10 protein-coding genes and 1 riboswitch are annotated in these 16,552 nt (G+C 35.5%); of the genes, 2 read left to right on the top strand and 8 right to left on the bottom strand.

Annotation, left to right across the window (positions count from 1 at the left end; genetic code table 11):
• Positions 1-13 precede the first annotated feature (13 nt).
• A riboswitch (SAM riboswitch) is annotated at positions 14-117 on the bottom strand.
• A 200-nt stretch (positions 118-317) separates the two neighbouring features.
• The 3 genes from ptsG to ACFQ18_RS13935 form a co-directional block, all read right to left on the bottom strand.
• Positions 318-2,375, bottom strand: coding sequence for a glucose-specific PTS transporter subunit IIBC (gene ptsG / locus ACFQ18_RS13945; protein ID WP_204798534.1), 2,058 nt, complete (start codon positions 2,373-2,375; stop codon positions 318-320).
• Between the two features lie 177 nt (positions 2,376-2,552).
• Positions 2,553-3,398: a glucose PTS transporter transcription antiterminator GlcT gene (gene glcT, locus ACFQ18_RS13940; RefSeq protein WP_204798551.1), complete on the bottom strand. Its 846-nt coding sequence runs from the start codon at positions 3,396-3,398 to the stop codon at positions 2,553-2,555.
• Positions 3,399-3,689: 291 nt separating this feature from the next.
• Positions 3,690-5,291 (bottom strand): ribonuclease J, encoded by a 1,602-nt coding sequence (locus ACFQ18_RS13935; RefSeq protein WP_379566598.1) that lies wholly within the window; start codon positions 5,289-5,291, stop codon positions 3,690-3,692.
• Between the two features lie 421 nt (positions 5,292-5,712).
• Here ACFQ18_RS13935 and ACFQ18_RS13930 point away from each other — a divergent pair, with 421 nt between their 5' ends.
• Positions 5,713-7,134: an MDR family MFS transporter gene (locus ACFQ18_RS13930; RefSeq protein ID WP_204798550.1), complete on the top strand. Its 1,422-nt coding sequence runs from the start codon at positions 5,713-5,715 to the stop codon at positions 7,132-7,134.
• Positions 7,135-7,210: 76 nt separating this feature from the next.
• On the opposite strand, the gene ACFQ18_RS13925 is transcribed toward ACFQ18_RS13930, so the two are convergent.
• The 3 genes from ACFQ18_RS13925 to ACFQ18_RS13915 all read right to left on the bottom strand — a co-directional run bounded on the left by ACFQ18_RS13925 (position 7,211) and on the right by ACFQ18_RS13915 (position 10,325).
• The gene (locus tag ACFQ18_RS13925; protein WP_204798532.1) at positions 7,211-8,284 is read right to left on the bottom strand and encodes a DUF4179 domain-containing protein; all 1,074 of its coding nucleotides are present in this window, start codon (positions 8,282-8,284) and stop codon (positions 7,211-7,213) included.
• Positions 8,268-8,810, bottom strand: a complete 543-nt coding sequence (locus ACFQ18_RS13920) for a sigma-70 family RNA polymerase sigma factor (protein ID WP_047186521.1) — start codon at positions 8,808-8,810, stop codon at positions 8,268-8,270. Before ACFQ18_RS13920 ends, ACFQ18_RS13925 begins: the two co-directional genes overlap by 17 nt.
• A gap of 324 nt (positions 8,811-9,134) precedes the next feature.
• Positions 9,135-10,325 carry a DUF4317 domain-containing protein gene (locus ACFQ18_RS13915; protein ID WP_204798531.1) on the bottom strand — a complete coding sequence of 397 codons (1,191 nt, stop codon included), beginning with the start codon at positions 10,323-10,325 and terminating at the stop codon, positions 9,135-9,137.
• A gap of 401 nt (positions 10,326-10,726) precedes the next feature.
• Here ACFQ18_RS13915 and ACFQ18_RS13910 point away from each other — a divergent pair, with 401 nt between their 5' ends.
• Positions 10,727-11,860 carry a zinc-dependent alcohol dehydrogenase gene (locus ACFQ18_RS13910; RefSeq protein WP_204798530.1) on the top strand — a complete coding sequence of 378 codons (1,134 nt, stop codon included), beginning with the start codon at positions 10,727-10,729 and terminating at the stop codon, positions 11,858-11,860.
• Here the strand turns inward: ACFQ18_RS13910 and ACFQ18_RS13905 are convergent.
• Together ACFQ18_RS13905 and ACFQ18_RS13900 are read right to left on the bottom strand one after the other, a co-directional pair.
• Entirely contained in the window at positions 11,850-12,728 is an 879-nt protein-coding gene (locus tag ACFQ18_RS13905) for a 5'-3' exonuclease (RefSeq protein ID WP_047186524.1), read from the bottom strand. The two genes, ACFQ18_RS13910 and ACFQ18_RS13905, sit on opposite strands and share 11 nt — an antisense overlap.
• Positions 12,729-16,364: a dynamin family protein gene (locus ACFQ18_RS13900; protein ID WP_204798529.1), complete on the bottom strand. Its 3,636-nt coding sequence runs from the start codon at positions 16,362-16,364 to the stop codon at positions 12,729-12,731.
• Positions 16,365-16,552: the final 188 nt, after the last annotated feature.

The following is a 16,552-nucleotide window of genomic DNA, read 5'->3' as shown; positions in this document are numbered from 1 at the left end:
GTTCACTTTGCTCTTCTTATCTATCAAGTTAAATACTTGCTGGAATTGGCACAGTACTATTGTAAGTCTGTTGCCGAGGCTTCGTTGGGCCAGTCCCTCCACCTCTCTATATAAGTTACTAATCCTAGTGGTTTAATTGTATTTATTAGTTTACCTAGTATTTTTTGAAATGTCAATCACCTTTTTAAACTATTTTTTTATTTTATGGCTTCAGGTTAATTGGAGCCTGCAACAAATATAAGAAAAGACGGTTTCTACAGAATACACTCTATAGAAACCGTCTTTGTTAATGGGAATGGGATCCTGTTCATCCCAATTTATCCTTCAATTTTTATAATGTTTTCTTCTTCTCGTTCAACATTTCCTTGTTTCTCGATAATAACCTTTTCACCGTCTTTAAGGTTTGTGAATACAATTGGTGTAATCGTTGATTTCGCATGATCACCAATATATTGTAGATCCGCTTTTAATAGAGGTTGTCCAGTTTTTACCACATCTCCCTCTTTTATTAACATTTCAAAGCCTTCCCCATGAAGATTCACGGTATCAAGCCCGACATGAATGAGAATTTCTCTTCCACCCTCGGATTTAATCCCAAGTGCATGTTTGGTAGGGAATGCATTAAGAATGGTTCCATTAACAGGTGATACAATCAATCCTTCCTCTGGCTTAATTGCAAATCCATCACCCATCATTTTTCCGGCAAATACTTGGTCTGGAACCTCTGTGATCGGAACAATCTCCCCTTTAATTGGAGAAATAAAGGCTTCATCCACTATTTCATTTTGTAAGGCTTCCGGATTAACTTCCTCGATTTGTTGTGTTATTTCTGACTCTTGATTTACCTCTTTTGCTGGACGAGGTTTTTTCCCAGACATAATATCTTGCATTTGTCCTTTAATAATCTCAGAACGCGGACCAAAGATAGCCTGAATATTATTACCAACTTCAAGGACACCAGCAGCGCCTAAATCTTTTAATCCATCCTTATCAACCGATTGAATATCATGGACAGAAACACGGAGTCTTGTAATACATGCATCCAAGTGCGCAATATTTTCTTGTCCACCCATCGCCTCTAAAACATCAAAAGCTAAGTCTCCAGCATTACCTTTTGATTCTGCTTTTTCATCTTCAACTGCTTCACGACCAGGAGTCATTAGATTAAATTTCTTAATAAAGAATCTAAACAAGATGTAATAAATGACCGCGAATCCGATACCTACTAAAATGGCAAGCCACCAAGGCTCTTTTCCTGGTAAAATTCCGAATAAAGCAAAGTCGATAAATCCACCAGAGAAGGTGTATCCAATGTTTACGCTTAAGAACGTCATAATCATAAATGATAGTCCATCTAAGAAAGCATGGAGTAGGAATAATAATGGTGATACAAACATAAACGAAAACTCAAGTGGTTCCGTAATACCAGTTAGGAATGATGTTAGTGCTCCTGATGCAAGTAATCCTGCAACTAACTTTTTCCGCTCAGGTCTTGCCGTATGGTACATCGCAAGTGCGGCAGCAGGAAGACCAAACATCATAATGGGATATTCCCCAGCCATGAAATTACCCGCTGTGATGTCAACGTTATCACGTAATTGCGCGAAAAATATCGTCATATCTCCACGAACTGTATCACCTGCAGCAGTTACATACGAACCAAATTCATACCAAAATGGCGCGTGGAAAATATGGTGTAAACCAAATGGAATTAGTAGTCGTTTAATAAAACCAAATAAAAATACACCTAAATAGGTTCCTTCTTCGATTAACCAATAGGACGCGCTATTCATTGCATTTTGCACAGGTGGCCATACGAATAATAGAATTAAACCAGCAATAAATGAAAAGACAGCCGTTGCAATGGGTACAAATCGCTTTCCGGCAAAGAATCCTAAGAAAGATGGCATCTCAATATTATGGTATCGATTATAAGAAAATGCTGCGATTAAACCAACGATAATACCGCCAAATACACCCGTTTGCAATGTCGGGATTCCTAATACACTTGCAAAGCTGGGATCGGCATCAATCATCTCTGGTGTCACACCAAGCCAGGATCCCATCACCTGGTTTAGTACTAAGTAACCAACCAAAGCAGCAAGAGCAGCAGCCCCATCACTAGCAAGGCCGATCGCTACTCCGACAGCAAAAATTAAAGCTAAGTTACTAAAAATAATATTACCTGCATCTTCCATCACAGTTGCAACAAGTTGAATCCAATCTGCATGTAAGAATGGCAAGTATTCAAGCATGGTTTCCTGTTGCGCCGCATTACCAAAACCAAGTAATAGTCCCGCAGCTGGAAGTAAAGCAACTGGAAGCATTAGTGCTTTTCCAATCTTCTGTAAAACACCAAAAGCTTGTTTAAACATAAAACACCCTCCTCTTTTTGTTTGAACTTATTTCTCTACAGCAACCCAAACTATTTTGCAAATAAAAAAGGCATGAATAGAGTATGGGAAAATAAGCGATAGGGTTAGTTTTACCCAATCTCTCTTTCCTCATTAATCTCTACTCATGCCTGATCGAATCAGTTACACGTAATGAAATTATGAATTCTTTTTTACAAGTAAACGCTGCAGATGCATGGTTAAATAAACCGCTTCCGCATCATAAACAGGTTTTTTTAAGGTTTGCTGTATGATTTTAATAAGCTTCCATGCAAGATTATAGCACACTGGATATTCGCTTTTCAATAGGTTAGCTAATTTTGTTGGTTCTTCCATTTTTTCTCCTTTTAACACACGTTCAATCGTATAGCGAACATGTCTAATTAGACGGAAAAAATCAATACTTTCGCGGTCTATATTAATATCCAGTTGTTCCTCAATGGTTTCCACTATTTGCGAAATTAAATTAGAATACGTACTAAGCTCTGATAATGATTTATCGGTTATTGCACTATGGACATGTAAAGCAATAAATCCGATTTCTCCCTCAGGCAGATGAATGTCGAGTGTATGGTTCATATAATCGACCACCTCTGCAGCTATTTCATATTCAAAAGGATACAAGGCTTTCGTTTCTGCTAGAAATGGATTTTTTATTTCCATTCCTCGATGAAGACGGGTAAGCGCAAACAGAATATGATCGGTCAAAGCAACATGCACCTTTTCTTTTAGTAGTACGTTAGATTTACGTTTAATCATTTCTGTTGCAGTGATAATAGTCTCAAGAATGGATTCATCCATATTAGGAAGTAACTTTAAATAGTTCTCCTGCTCTACTTTATTTCGTAACACAAATAGTTTTTCTACCGTTTCTTCTTTTATGACATCCTCTTTCTTTTTATTAAATCCAATACCTTTTCCAATTAAAACGACTTCTTCTTTATTTTCATTTAAAGCAATAATGACATTATTATTCAAAGCCTTAGAAACTATGTATCTCAAAATTGTCTTCTCCCTTTATTAGCCAATGCTCTTGATGATAATTAAACTTACGTCAATATCACAACAACATTATACCATTGTGCATGTTAAGAACTAAAGTGAAAGCGCTCAACACTGTTTGCTGATTAATCACAAAATGATTTGCTTACATAAAGGAGACTTCCATCAGTGGGGGTCTTACTGCCTATTTAGGAGGGATAAAAAATAAATCAATACTTCGGTGTTACCCGAAGCATTGATTAGAAAGATGGTCCCTTAACTGATTGACATATAGAAAAGACATCATACATTTTATTAAATTTCAATCAAAATAGGAATAATCATTGGTTCTTTTTTCGTTTTCTCTTTTACATACTTCCAAACTAATTTCTTAATCTGTTTCTTTTTCGCATTCCATGAATATCGATTGGCCTCATGAAGCTCTTCAATAGTATCTCTAATAATCTGGTTGATTCCTTTTCTTATTTCTGAGAAATGATCATCTAGGAATCCTCGAGAAACTATTTCAGGTTCTGCAAGCATTTCCCCTTCTGCTTTACTCATCGGAAGAATGATCATGAGCATTCCATCTTCTGAAATTCGCTTACGATCCTGTAATACAAATTTCATCATTCCTTCATCTATCCCATCAACATATGTACTGCCCACTGGTATAGATCTTGAACTACGAGCAATGGAGTTTTCCATATCTACAACATCGCCATTTTTTAAAATAAATATATTTTCTGCATCAACACCAACAGATTCAGCGAGCATTTGATGATGGTGTAGCATACGATATTCCCCATGGATTGGAATAAAATACGTTGGTTTCATAAGTGTCAACATAAGCTTTAAGTCTTCTTGATAGCCATGTCCAGAAACATGCACTCCTGAACTACTTCCAGATCCATAAATGACATTAGCTCCTAGTTGATATAAGTTATCTACAATGCTGGTGACATTCTTTTCATTTCCGGGAATTGGGCCTGCGGCAAAGATGACGGTATCTTCCGCAAGAATTTCTACACCGCGAAAATTACCTGTTGAAAGGCGACTAAGTGCAGCCATTGGTTCTCCCTGACTACCTGTACAAAGAATCGTCACCATTTCCGGGGCGAATTCATTGATTTCATCCGCTTCAATTAACATACCTTTGGGAATATTTACATAACCTCTTTCCCTTGCAACCCTTACGACATTTACCATGGAACGACCAAGCAAGGCAATTTTTCGATTCGTTTTTTGCGAGGCATGGACAACCTGCTGAATACGACTGACATTGGAAGCAAAAGTAGAAACAATCACTTTTCTTTTAGCTTTCATAAACATACTTTCCAAATTTTCACCGACCATTTGCTCTGATGGAGTATATCCGCCGCGCTCCGCGTTCGTACTTTCGGATAGAAGTAGCAGAACTCCTTTGCTCCCAATCTCCGCCATTTTGTGAATCTCCGGACGTTCCCGATTAGCAGGGGTCAAATCAAACTTAAAGTCTCCCGTATGTACAATTCTACTTTCAGGCGTATCAAACACAATTCCTAAACAATCCGGGATACTGTGATTTACTTTAAAAAAGTTGATAGTCATCTCACCAATTTCGACCTTTGAATCTGAGTTAATTTCATAAAGTTTGCTTTCTCTTAAAATTCTATGTTCTTTTAATTTAAGTTCGATGATTCCAAGTGTGAATCTTGTGGCATAAACAGGTACATTCATTTTTTTCAAGAAGAAAGGGATGCCGCCAATATGATCTTCATGTCCATGTGTGACAATCAAAGCTCTTACCTTTTCTTGGTTCTCTATAAGATAAGACATATCAGGGATAATGAGATCAATTCCTAATAAACTTTCATCTGGGAATTTATTTCCGCAATCGATGACTACGATATCATTTCCATATTCAATAGCGTACATATTTTTCCCAATTTCATTTAAGCCGCCAAGGGCAAAGACTGATATGTTTTTTTCGTCTGTTCTCAATTGAATACCCTCCTGCTTTATATAATAATATAGTATACCCTGTTGATTTATTATTAAATCATCTTATTAAATGCAGTTGATAAATTTAAAGATTCTTTAACGATTAAAAAACAACCTGAAAACCTTTTCCTTATATTTTCACAAATCCCTATCAATCTAAATTCATTTCATGTTAAGTTATATTAGGAATAAAAAGATTTAAACCGTTGAGACCGCTAATTTTTCTAGATATCACAATAGATGTAGTTTCATTTCTAATGAATAATAAAAAGATAGATGGAGGTTTTTCTATTTGAAAGAAAATAACGGGACAAAGAAATATGAATATCTGGCGGATAATCCAGATGTTAAAGTGATGCCAATTATGCTTTCCTTAATTATTGGCGCTTTTTTTGCAATATTAAACGAAACGTTATTAAATATTGCACTTACAACCTTGATGGAGGAATTTCATATTTCCTTGCCTACTGTACAATGGATGGCAACAGGATTTATGCTAGTAATGGGCGTTGTTATCCCAGTATCTGCCTTATTACTACAATGGTTCACGACAAGACAATTATTTTTAGGAACGATGACTGTCTTTACGATTGGGACGACAATAAGCGCAATAGCACCTACTTTTCCGATTTTATTAGTTGGTCGGTTAATCCAGGCAGTTGGAACCGGATTACTAATGCCGATCATTTTCAATGTGTTTTTACTAATTTATCCACCACATAAACGTGGGAAAATTATGGGGTTAATAGGTCTGGTCATTATGTTTGCTCCTGCTATCGGTCCTACACTTTCAGGCATCATTGTTGAATATTTAGGATGGCGTTACTTATTTATTACAGTTATCCCATTCGCCCTATTCTCCATTGCCTTTGCATATAAATATTTAATCAATGTATCGGAGGTTACGAAACCAAAGATTGATATACTATCACTCGTATTCTCGACCATCGGGTTTGGATCAATCGTATACGGATTCAGTGCGGTTGGAGAAAGTGAAGCTGGTTTCCTTAGTCCAAATGTTTATATTGCAATCATTATTGGGTTTATTGGAATAGTTTTATTCTCATTTAGGCAGTTAAAATTGAAAGAGCCTGTCATGGATTTAAGAGTTTTTAAATATCCGATGTATACACACGCGGTTTTGATGTTTTTCATCATTATCATGGCGATGTTTGCTTCTGAGATCATTTTACCAATCTATATGCAGGGACCGTTAGCCTTAACTGCAGCAACAGCTGGTTTGGTTTTATTGCCTGGCAGTATTTTAAATGGACTCATGTCACCATTTATGGGGCACCTCTTCGATAAATTTGGACCTCGTGTTTTAATGATTCCTGCTACATTTGTTTTATGCGGGACGATGTTTATGATGAGCAGATTAACGATTCATACTTCATTGTGGGTAGTAATCGTTGGATATATCCTTATTATGTTATCTGTTTCGGCAATTATGATGCCCGCTGAGACGAATGGGTTAAATCAACTACCAAAACATTTGTATCCACATGGTACTGCTATCATGACTACATTACAGCCCGTTGCTGGCGCGATTGGGGTTTCTGTTTTTATCAGTATTATGAACGCAAGACAGCTTCATTATTTACAAACGGCGAGTAATCCACAAGACTCTGCCGTTATAAACCAAGCGATGGTAGTCGGTGTTGAACTTGTCTATTTAATTGCATTTGTTATGTCCATCTTGGCTATTATTCTAGCGTTTGTCGTTTACCGTGCCGAACCGAAAGAGATGGAAGAACTACAGCAAAATGAAGGATAGAGTTTTGGTAAAAAAAGCCCTATGTATTTGGGATTTCCAAATACATAGGGCTTTGCAATCTCTTTAATCAATACATTTACTGTGGAATTCTCACTTTAAAAGATTCAAACTCAACCGGCTGTATCATATCTCCTTTATATTCTAACTCTTTTTCGTTGCCATTTTCATCGACTTCTACTCCTCCCCCGCCTGACGGAATAACTACATAGGGAGTGATTGTCAATTCAGAAACATTAGAATCAATGGGATCAAAATGCTTATTACTCTTAAACACTATTTTATTCTTAACCAATTCACCTGACGCCCCACCAGAATGACCTGTAATTTCATTTCCATCCTGATCCACTACTTTAAATTCTATATTTCCCCCGCGGCTTAATTCAAAATCTGTTTCGTCTTCGGAACTTTCATAAGATAGACTTAATCCGGTTGGACTTATAGATAATTCCGATACTTTAAGATCTACCCCATCAACAGATTGTGAATGATTAACAGCTATTTTATTAATGTCGGTTATTTTTTGAACAGGAGTGGAAAAATACCACTTCTCTCCATTTTCTCCATGTAATATTAATCCAAGTTCGAAGTTTTCCGGCATTTCTTCAGTCACATTTATTTCTTGAATGGCAGTTCGAGTAGTTGGTGAAAGAATATTTTCGCCGTAACTACCAGTGGATCCACTAGGAAAATTACCGTCGATCGTAAAGTCCATCCCAGCTCCAAAATATAATTCATCAAGTTCTTTTTCAGATTCAATGTAAAGACCAACAGTAATATTATTCTGATCATATAGAATTTCATCAAGCGTAACGGCTATTCCATTTACTGTCTGTGTCTCCCCAATTTCATTCGTTAACCCTTTTTTTTGCGCTTGTTGTAAACCGATTAAATCGGATTTTGCGAAAATAGAACCGATAATCGGAATTTGCGACAAACTACTTGCTAAAGCAGGCGAAAAGTAAGAGGAGCCAACCAATATCGCAATGACAGCTGCCACACTACAGAAAGCATAAACTAGTTTTCTTTTTGCATTGTTCTTTTTAATATGAGGCGTAGTTATTTGTTCTTCTGCTCGAATAATTCCTGAACGAATCGCGGAACGTACCTGTTCTTTCGGAAAATCGTCGAACGGCTCATGTGACTTTTTCATTTAATGGATAACTCCTTTCTAACTCACTTTTTAATTTTTTCCTTGCTCTACGTAAGTACGTTTTTACTGTACTAACCGGCTTTTCCATCACTTCGGAAATATCCTTAATCGACAAATCATGATAGTAAAATAAAATGATAGACGTTTGATAGGATGATTTTAGCCTCGATAATGCCTCACTTAAATGAAAAGAATCTATTTCTTCCTCTTGCTTGCTATCTAATCTTTTCAATAATTCGCTTTCCTCATAAGGAATCATTTGGTCACGTTGTTTTAATAGCTTATAACATTCACGTATTAAAATTCTAAAAAGCCAAGTTGAAAAATACTCCGGATTTCGCAATTTCCTTATCGCAAGGAATGCGTTGTACGATGTTTCCTGAATAGCGTCCAAAGCATCTTCTTTATTACCAACGTAAGAAAGCGCCTTGTAATATAGCATTTTTTCTTCTTTAAAGAGCAATTCTTCAAAAGCTTCAACGTCGCCATTAATCGCCCTTTTCACAGTATGTAGATCGTGTTTCATATTGTCATCACCCCCTCCTCTCACTTATTAGAGTGATTTGGACATACAAAAAGTTTCAACTTTTCCTTTTTCCTAAATAAGTTTTAAATCTATTATTTATTCTTCGTGTCATGATAAGCTAATTATAGGGATTGTGAAGACGTTGCGGATAAATAGATTGCAAGCGGTCAGGAGCTAAGAATGTTAGCCGGCTGGAGTTGAAACCGGTAACGATTTTTAACAATCATAATAATAGACTACAATAATAGCTCAAATATAAAAATATCCCTCTAAGTAACTTTTTTGATACTTAAAGGGACGCGCTTTTTATTAACTAATTATGAATTAATTCCCATCCTCTTCTACTTTATGAAACAACGCCTCTGGAATCATTTCAAATCCTTCAATCATTGTATTTTCTTCTAGTTCAATCATAAGGTATAGCTTTCCGTTTAAGTGGACTTGGCGTACATGTCTTAATTCTTGTGGACTGATAGAAAGGTCCGCTACCTTTGTTTTTACTTTGATTGATTTTGAAGTATATTTCGGTACCACATTACTTGCTTTTAATTCGTAGCTATTATCATCAATCACCGTCTTAAATGCGGTTTCTACCTTTTCTGTATCAATATTTTCTATTCCACTACTTTTTAGTACTTTTTCAACATCTTTGTAATCTAATTTAGGTTCTTCTTCCTCTTCATTTTCTTCTATAACACGATTAATTTCGTCGTACATATTTGATAATGTGGTTGTATCGATTTGGGGACCAGCAACTTTTTTCACAATTTCTTCAAAAACTATTTTATCATCTTCTGCTGTCATCGTTTCTTCGGCATTTAATACCTCTTCTATGAAATGATAATTCAATTCATATGCTTTTCCAGCAGAATAAAGGACATGATTCACGTCCGCTGCATTATCTGTAAAGCATGGGAATAGAAATCCCGATACTGGTTGTTTCAGATTGATAATTGGATCCACGACAAAATTATATTTAAACTCCTTTTCAACGTAGTCGAAAAGTAATTCTTTTTTCGGATCCTGTGTTTTATTCATGCTGCATAAAATAAAGGGATGGGAATAAACCGTATCTCTTTCACTTTCTTCCGATTCTTCACTACGACGCTTCATCGGTTTCATATATTCCCCGCGAATGAAAGTAACAACAATATCCATTTCATATTGTTTATCTTTTAACATTTTTTCTACAAGTAGAAGCATTTGTGCAATCCAATCTTCCGTTTCACTACTTATTAAACCTTGGTGTAGAATCAATTGACTATTATCTTCAACATCACGTTGGAACTTTAACTCAAATAATTTTTCATCCAATTGGCCTGACAATATTTTTTTAAAGTTACCCATGAATAATTCTTTTTGTTCCTCTTCTAGCATTTCAAAAGGCATACTTTGATAATGATAGATTTCACTTGATTCCTTCATAATGTACACATTAAAGATCTCATGAATTTTTAATAGATCATTATTTAATTTAAATTGTTTACGAATATTCGCAATATCCTTCTTATTCATCTCGTTCCACTCCTTATTTGCCCGAATCAAAGCGACAGTTCGCAGTCCCACTTTGGTATGTAACGAAAAACACCCACAATGGTGCTATTGTAGATGTTCCCTTCTATTTACTATTAAATTGACTATTCTAGTATAACATCTACGTAGAATTTTTCATCATTAATTATATCGCTGAAAAAGTAAAACGCCTGCAACCGTCACCATTTTGACGTCTGCAAGCGTTTGGGATTATTTTACTACATTATATGCACCGATGAATGAGACATGCACCTTTTTCCATGATTTTTTGTTATGTTTTTGTACATTTATTAATCATATTACCACTTGGAATTTGCAGTCCTTCCAAAAAGTATATTTTTTCCTTTTAAACAAACTCTAATAAGAAAATAGGAGGTACAACATTGAAAGCTGTTACGTATCAAGGAAAGTATAAAGTAGAGGTTAAAAAAGTGGCTGATCCTATTATAAAGGATCCTCAAGATATTATTGTAAAAATTACTTCCACCGCTATTTGTGGTTCTGATTTACATCTATATCAAGGAAACTTTCCTCTTCCAATAGACTGTATGATTGGTCATGAACCAATGGGGATTGTAGAAGAAGTAGGTCCAGAAGTTACTAGAGTGAAGAAAGGTGACCGTGTCGTTATTCCCTTCACCGTAGCATGTGGTGAGTGTCCTTATTGTCATAACCATCTAGAAAGTCAATGCGATCACTCCAATCCGCACTATGATTCTGGCGGTTATTTTGGCTATTCAGAGAAATTCGGAAACTATCCTGGAGGACAAGCAGAATATCTTCGAGTTCCTTTCGCTAACTATACCCCGTTTGTCATTCCCGAGGATTGTGAATTAGAGGATGAATCCCTGCTATTTCTATCAGATGTATTGCCAACGGCTTACTGGAGTGTTGAACATGCAGGGGTAAAGAAAGGTGACACGGTTATTGTTTTAGGCTGTGGACCAATCGGATTAATGGCACAAAAATTCGCCTGGCAAAAAGGTGCCGAAAGAGTCATTGCCATCGATTATATCGACTACCGTATCAACCATGCGAAAAAGGTAAATAAAACGGAAGTATTTGATTTCACAAAAGATGAGGATATGGGTGAAACATTGAAAGAATTAACAAAAGGCGGAGCAGATGTTGTCATTGACTGTGTTGGAATGGATGGTAAAAAGTCACCATTAGAGTTTGTCGGTCAGAAATTGAAGCTTCAAGGCGGAACCATTGGCCCACTTCAAATTGCCACGAAAGCTGTTAAAAAAGCTGGCACGCTACAAATTACAGGAGTTTATGGTGGATTATATAATATGTTTCCACTCGGTCCATTTTTTACAAGAAATATCACCTTAAAAATGGGACAAGCCCCTGCACGTAGTTACATGCAAGAGCTTTATCACCAGATAGTCGCTGAAGAATTTGATCCGACAGATATTATTACGCATAAGCTTCCACTTGATCAAGCAGAAAAAGCGTACGATATCTTTAATAATAAAAAAGATCATTGTATTAAAGTCATACTTAAGCCATAACTTTTAACAATTTATTCATATGACCAAAATCTAATTCGGCAAATTTTTCCTGGACCTTTGTTTCATTCATATTCCAGATTGCTTCATCAAGTGAACATTGGATAGGGACATCGCATTTAATTCCGGCAAGTTCCCGTGATAAATGAAGCATTTCTAAGTCGTTGTTAATTTTTGTTTGAATTCCTTTAGACAATTGATCCATATTTGCTAATAATTGATCGATGGTTTCATATTCCTGGAGTAATTTTAGTGCAGTCTTTTCCCCAATACCTTTTACTCCAGGATAATTATCTGAAGTATCGCCCATTAAACCTTTCAAATCGATAATTTGTTTAGGATGAATCCCTTTTTTATCGTAGAAATTATCCATTGTAAATACTTCATAATTCCCTTGCCCTTTTCTCATAATAGCAACATGAATTCCGTCATCAACAAGCTGTAAAATATCTTGATCCCCTGTTAAGATGAGGACATCATTTTCTTCGTTTGCATAGCTACGTGCCAATGTTCCAATACAATCATCCGCTTCAAAACTTTCTAAACCGATATTTGGTATATCAAATGCTGCTACCACTTCTTTAACTAAATCAAATTGTGGAACTAATTCTACAGGCGGTTCATCACGATTTGCTTTATATCCAGCGTACATTTCCGTACGAAAGGTTTTACTTCCCATATCCCAACAACATACAACATGTGTTGGTTCAAATTTATCGACCGCATCAAGTAAATAGCGTAAAAACTGATAGATTCCATTAGTAGGAACACCTTTACTAGTTAACATAAAATTCCCTCTAAATGAAGTAGCGAAAAAGCCACGAAATAGTAAAGCCATTCCATCTACTAATAAAACCTGATTTTTTTTCAATTAGGACACTTCCTCTGTACCATGTTTACTTAATTCCGTTTCCATGATTTTTTGTTTTTCTTTAAGCTCAGAAATATTTACTTCTGTACTCATCATATCTTCATAGTTTTTCACCTGAAGATCATTTGTTGAAATTGCTTGTTGCTTCATTTTTTCAACTAGTTCTTCCCATTGTGGCATAAAACCAGCAAACATTACTTGTTTATTTTCTTCGATGTAATTTTTTGCTAATGGTGACAGTTGGTCGAAAATCGCTTCTTTCATCTGTTCTTTTTCATTTTTTTCAAAGAAAGCTTTCGTTCCCTTAAACGAAGAGATCGCCTTATTAAACAAGCCCAAATCGATATCGGTAAACGCTCCTTTATAATCGGGCGTTTTTAATTCGTCATCTTGCCAATTCGGTAATTCAAATAAATGATCCATATCGATACATTGTTTCTTAATCGACTGATAAAAATCATTACCCTGCTTAAGTATATAAGCTTCCATTCTCAATGAGACTGCTTGGAGCTCTTGGAATAATTCGAATCCAACATATTCTATTAAATTTTCAAGATTATTCCTTAACTGTCCGACTGCTTTTCGACCAGATTCGGTTACAGTAGTCGGGTTGAAATGTTCCTTAAACATATCATGGAAGCGGATCTGTAATCTTTCTAACACATAATAAAGTTGCTTATCCATTTTATCACGAATCTGATCACTTAGGGTAGTTGTTTCAATATTTACCAATCGTTCCTTCAGTATTTGTTTCTTCGAATGAAGTTCTTCTTTCCTTTTCCGTTTGGATTCTTCATCTAAATTCATCGAATCAATATAGTCAGCTAACTTATGATAGGTTCTTTGCATATCCCAAAGTGCTGAATCTACTGTCAGCGCCGTTAAGTCGTAGTGAATGAATCGATAAAAGGAGTCCTCAAAAGTAGCCATTTGTTCGTTTAGTTGATCGTTGTTTTGTTTTTCTTTCAGTGATTGTTTACTAGAAACAGGATACAATCTTGGTAGTCTTACTCCAAGTTCTAGTAGTTGCTGGCCCACATATTGAACAACTAAAGAAAGCTCCTTCTCGTCACGTGCCAAGTCAGCCGCATTAACAATAAAGAACATCTTGTCTAACTGAAATGCCTCTTTTACCCTACCTAACTGCATGAGAAAATCTCGATCCGCACGGGATAACGCATGATTATAGTAGGTTACATAAAGAATCGCATCAGCATGTTTAATATATTCAAAAGCAACATTCGTATGTCTTGCATTTACGGAATCTGCTCCGGGTGTATCAACAAGTGTGATTCCTTGCCTAGTTAAAGCACAATCATAATAGAGATTAATCGACTCGATATAACAAGCTTTTGTTTCATCGGTAACATAAGAACCGAATTCTTCTAATGTAATCGTTTGTCTTTTTCCAATATATTCTTTTATATATGGATAGCCATTCACCAAAGCTAAAAGATAAGATTGATACATTTTATTTAATTTAGGACTCTGATAAACCTTTTCGTCTTTAACCCATTGTATAAAAGACAGTAAATCAGTTTCTTTTGGACTAAATTTCTTCGTTATCTTTAATAAATCATTCATTAATGTGTCTTTATCTTTCAACCTGACAACAACTGTTCCATGTTGGTAATCATCAGTTACCGGACATATTCGATTGACTGCAGCTGTAGTTGGATTCGGTGAAACCGGTAGCGCATTTTCGCCAATCAGAGCATTAGCAAAGGACGATTTCCCTGCACTAAACGCTCCAAATAATGCAATCGTATACGAACGGTTAGATAATCGTCTTTTTTTCTCGTATAAATCCTCCTGCAAGGTATCAAATCCCGGAAGATTAGAAATCGTTTGAATCACGTTTTCAATACTAATTACAACTTCATCTGTAGCTAATTGTTTCTTATTACCTTTATCTCCCTTTGGTAATTCAGCTTTTTTGATTTTAGTTTTTTCAATAGATAGTGTTTTTGGAACTTCAACCTTCTTCATTTTTTCTGTCCGTTGATTCAATGCATCTTCTACATGACCCCAAGCTGATTGACTTGGTGCAGGATTTCCGAGTATTTCTTCCAATCTACGTAAATTTTCTTTTAATTTATTCTCTGTGTGATCTTTATGTTCTTTGTAATCTCGAATATATTCAAGCTTCGACAGTCGTTCTTTTAGTTTGCTTTCTTTTTCACTATTTCTCTTTTCTATAGATTGTTTTATTTCAGTTAATAACTGGCTTGCTTTTTTCCTATATTTTGTTTTTATGTCATTTGCAACTTCTTTTGTGTAATTAAGAACATAATCTCCATTCACTTTTGCACCCGTGTTTATTAACTGGATTAAATCTTTTTCTCCATAATCTAGTTTCAGTGATTGGATATGTTGTTTAATAGATTCCTCTGTAATTTCATATTCCTTGATAAGCCCAGCAAATTTTTCCCTTAGTTTCCACTGTATAGAAGCTTCTATATTTTCTTGTAAAGGATGTAAGAATTCTGCTAAACGCTTTTCTTTCTCAAACGAAGTCTTTTTCTTTGAACCAAATAAACCAATTTTAAAATTACTCTGCTGTGACTCTAGGAAGTCATGTGCTTTATCTCGTAATACTGCCGGCATGATATAAGCGTTATTTAATGTACTTTTTAATTCCTGATTATACTTACTCTCGAATTCTGGAACTTCATTTTGAAGATGATTCAACTTTAAATTTAGCTCATACATTTCCTCTAAACCATCGTTCAAATCAATTTCATTAACCTTTCCATCTAATTTGCTTTCATATGTATGGTTTAAATATTTTCGATGATTTTCAAGTACTTGATGTACAGAATGTTGAATCGTTCGCGTTTTTTGATTCATTATATTTGAAATAGTTTCCTGAACTTCTTTAAATTGATTATGTTTGACATCTTTATCTATTAAAGATGTGTAAAAGATGTTTTCAGGTAGCACATTCCATTGTTGGAAAGTTAGCTCAATACTTTGTTTAAATTGTTGAAAAGATAATTCAGTTTCATCATGTTTGTCAATTTGATTAATAATGACATAAAATGGAATTTGTTTTTTCTGGATTGATTGTAGAAATTGTAAATTCACTTCAGATTGAACATGGTTATAATCCATCACGTAAAACATAACGTCTACCAAATGTAAGGAAGACTCTGTCATAATTCTATCCGCATCATCAGCCGCATCAATTCCTGGTGTATCCATCACAGAGAAATGTTCTGGTAAAATGCGTTTTTTCGTGCTTATCTCTATTTTTTTAATCGTGTCTTTATCCTTCGAGTAATCCTTGATCATATCCATATCATAAGGTTCCTCGAATTCTAAAATATCGCCATTGTGTAAATGTACTCGTGCATACCCACCACCAGAGTTAATTTTGACTACGTTAGCACTTGTAGGTATTGGGCTTTTTGGTAAAATATCTTCCCCCATCAAAGCATTAATCATCGAGGACTTCCCAGCAGAAAAATGCCCCGCGAAACTGACAACTAGTTCGTTAGCTATTAGTTTCTTATATAAATCTAATACTTTTTCCGCGTTTGCAAAATCACCATTGTCATGAAACAATTGATACAATGCTGTAAGATGTTCCAACTTAATTTCTATCGATTTATCTCTCACTTTCAAACTATTCATGAATGCCTTCTCCCTTAATCTTAACTTACCAACTATTATACGGAAGATAATTGGTGAATACTAGTCAGAATTGTTATTCTAACTTAAAGTGAACCACCCCCACTTACCACTCTTACGGGTTGCTTGAAGTGGGGGCTTCTTGGGTAATCGCCACTTTTGGTAGCTGACGAATTTGACCAAGCTAACCC

Origin of the sequence: Oceanobacillus caeni, from assembly GCF_042678465.1 — a bacterium.
Taxonomy (GTDB): domain Bacteria; phylum Bacillota; class Bacilli; order Bacillales; family Amphibacillaceae; genus Oceanobacillus; species Oceanobacillus caeni.
Note: the sequence above shows the minus strand (reverse complement) of the source record. Positions and strands in the feature narration are given on the sequence as shown.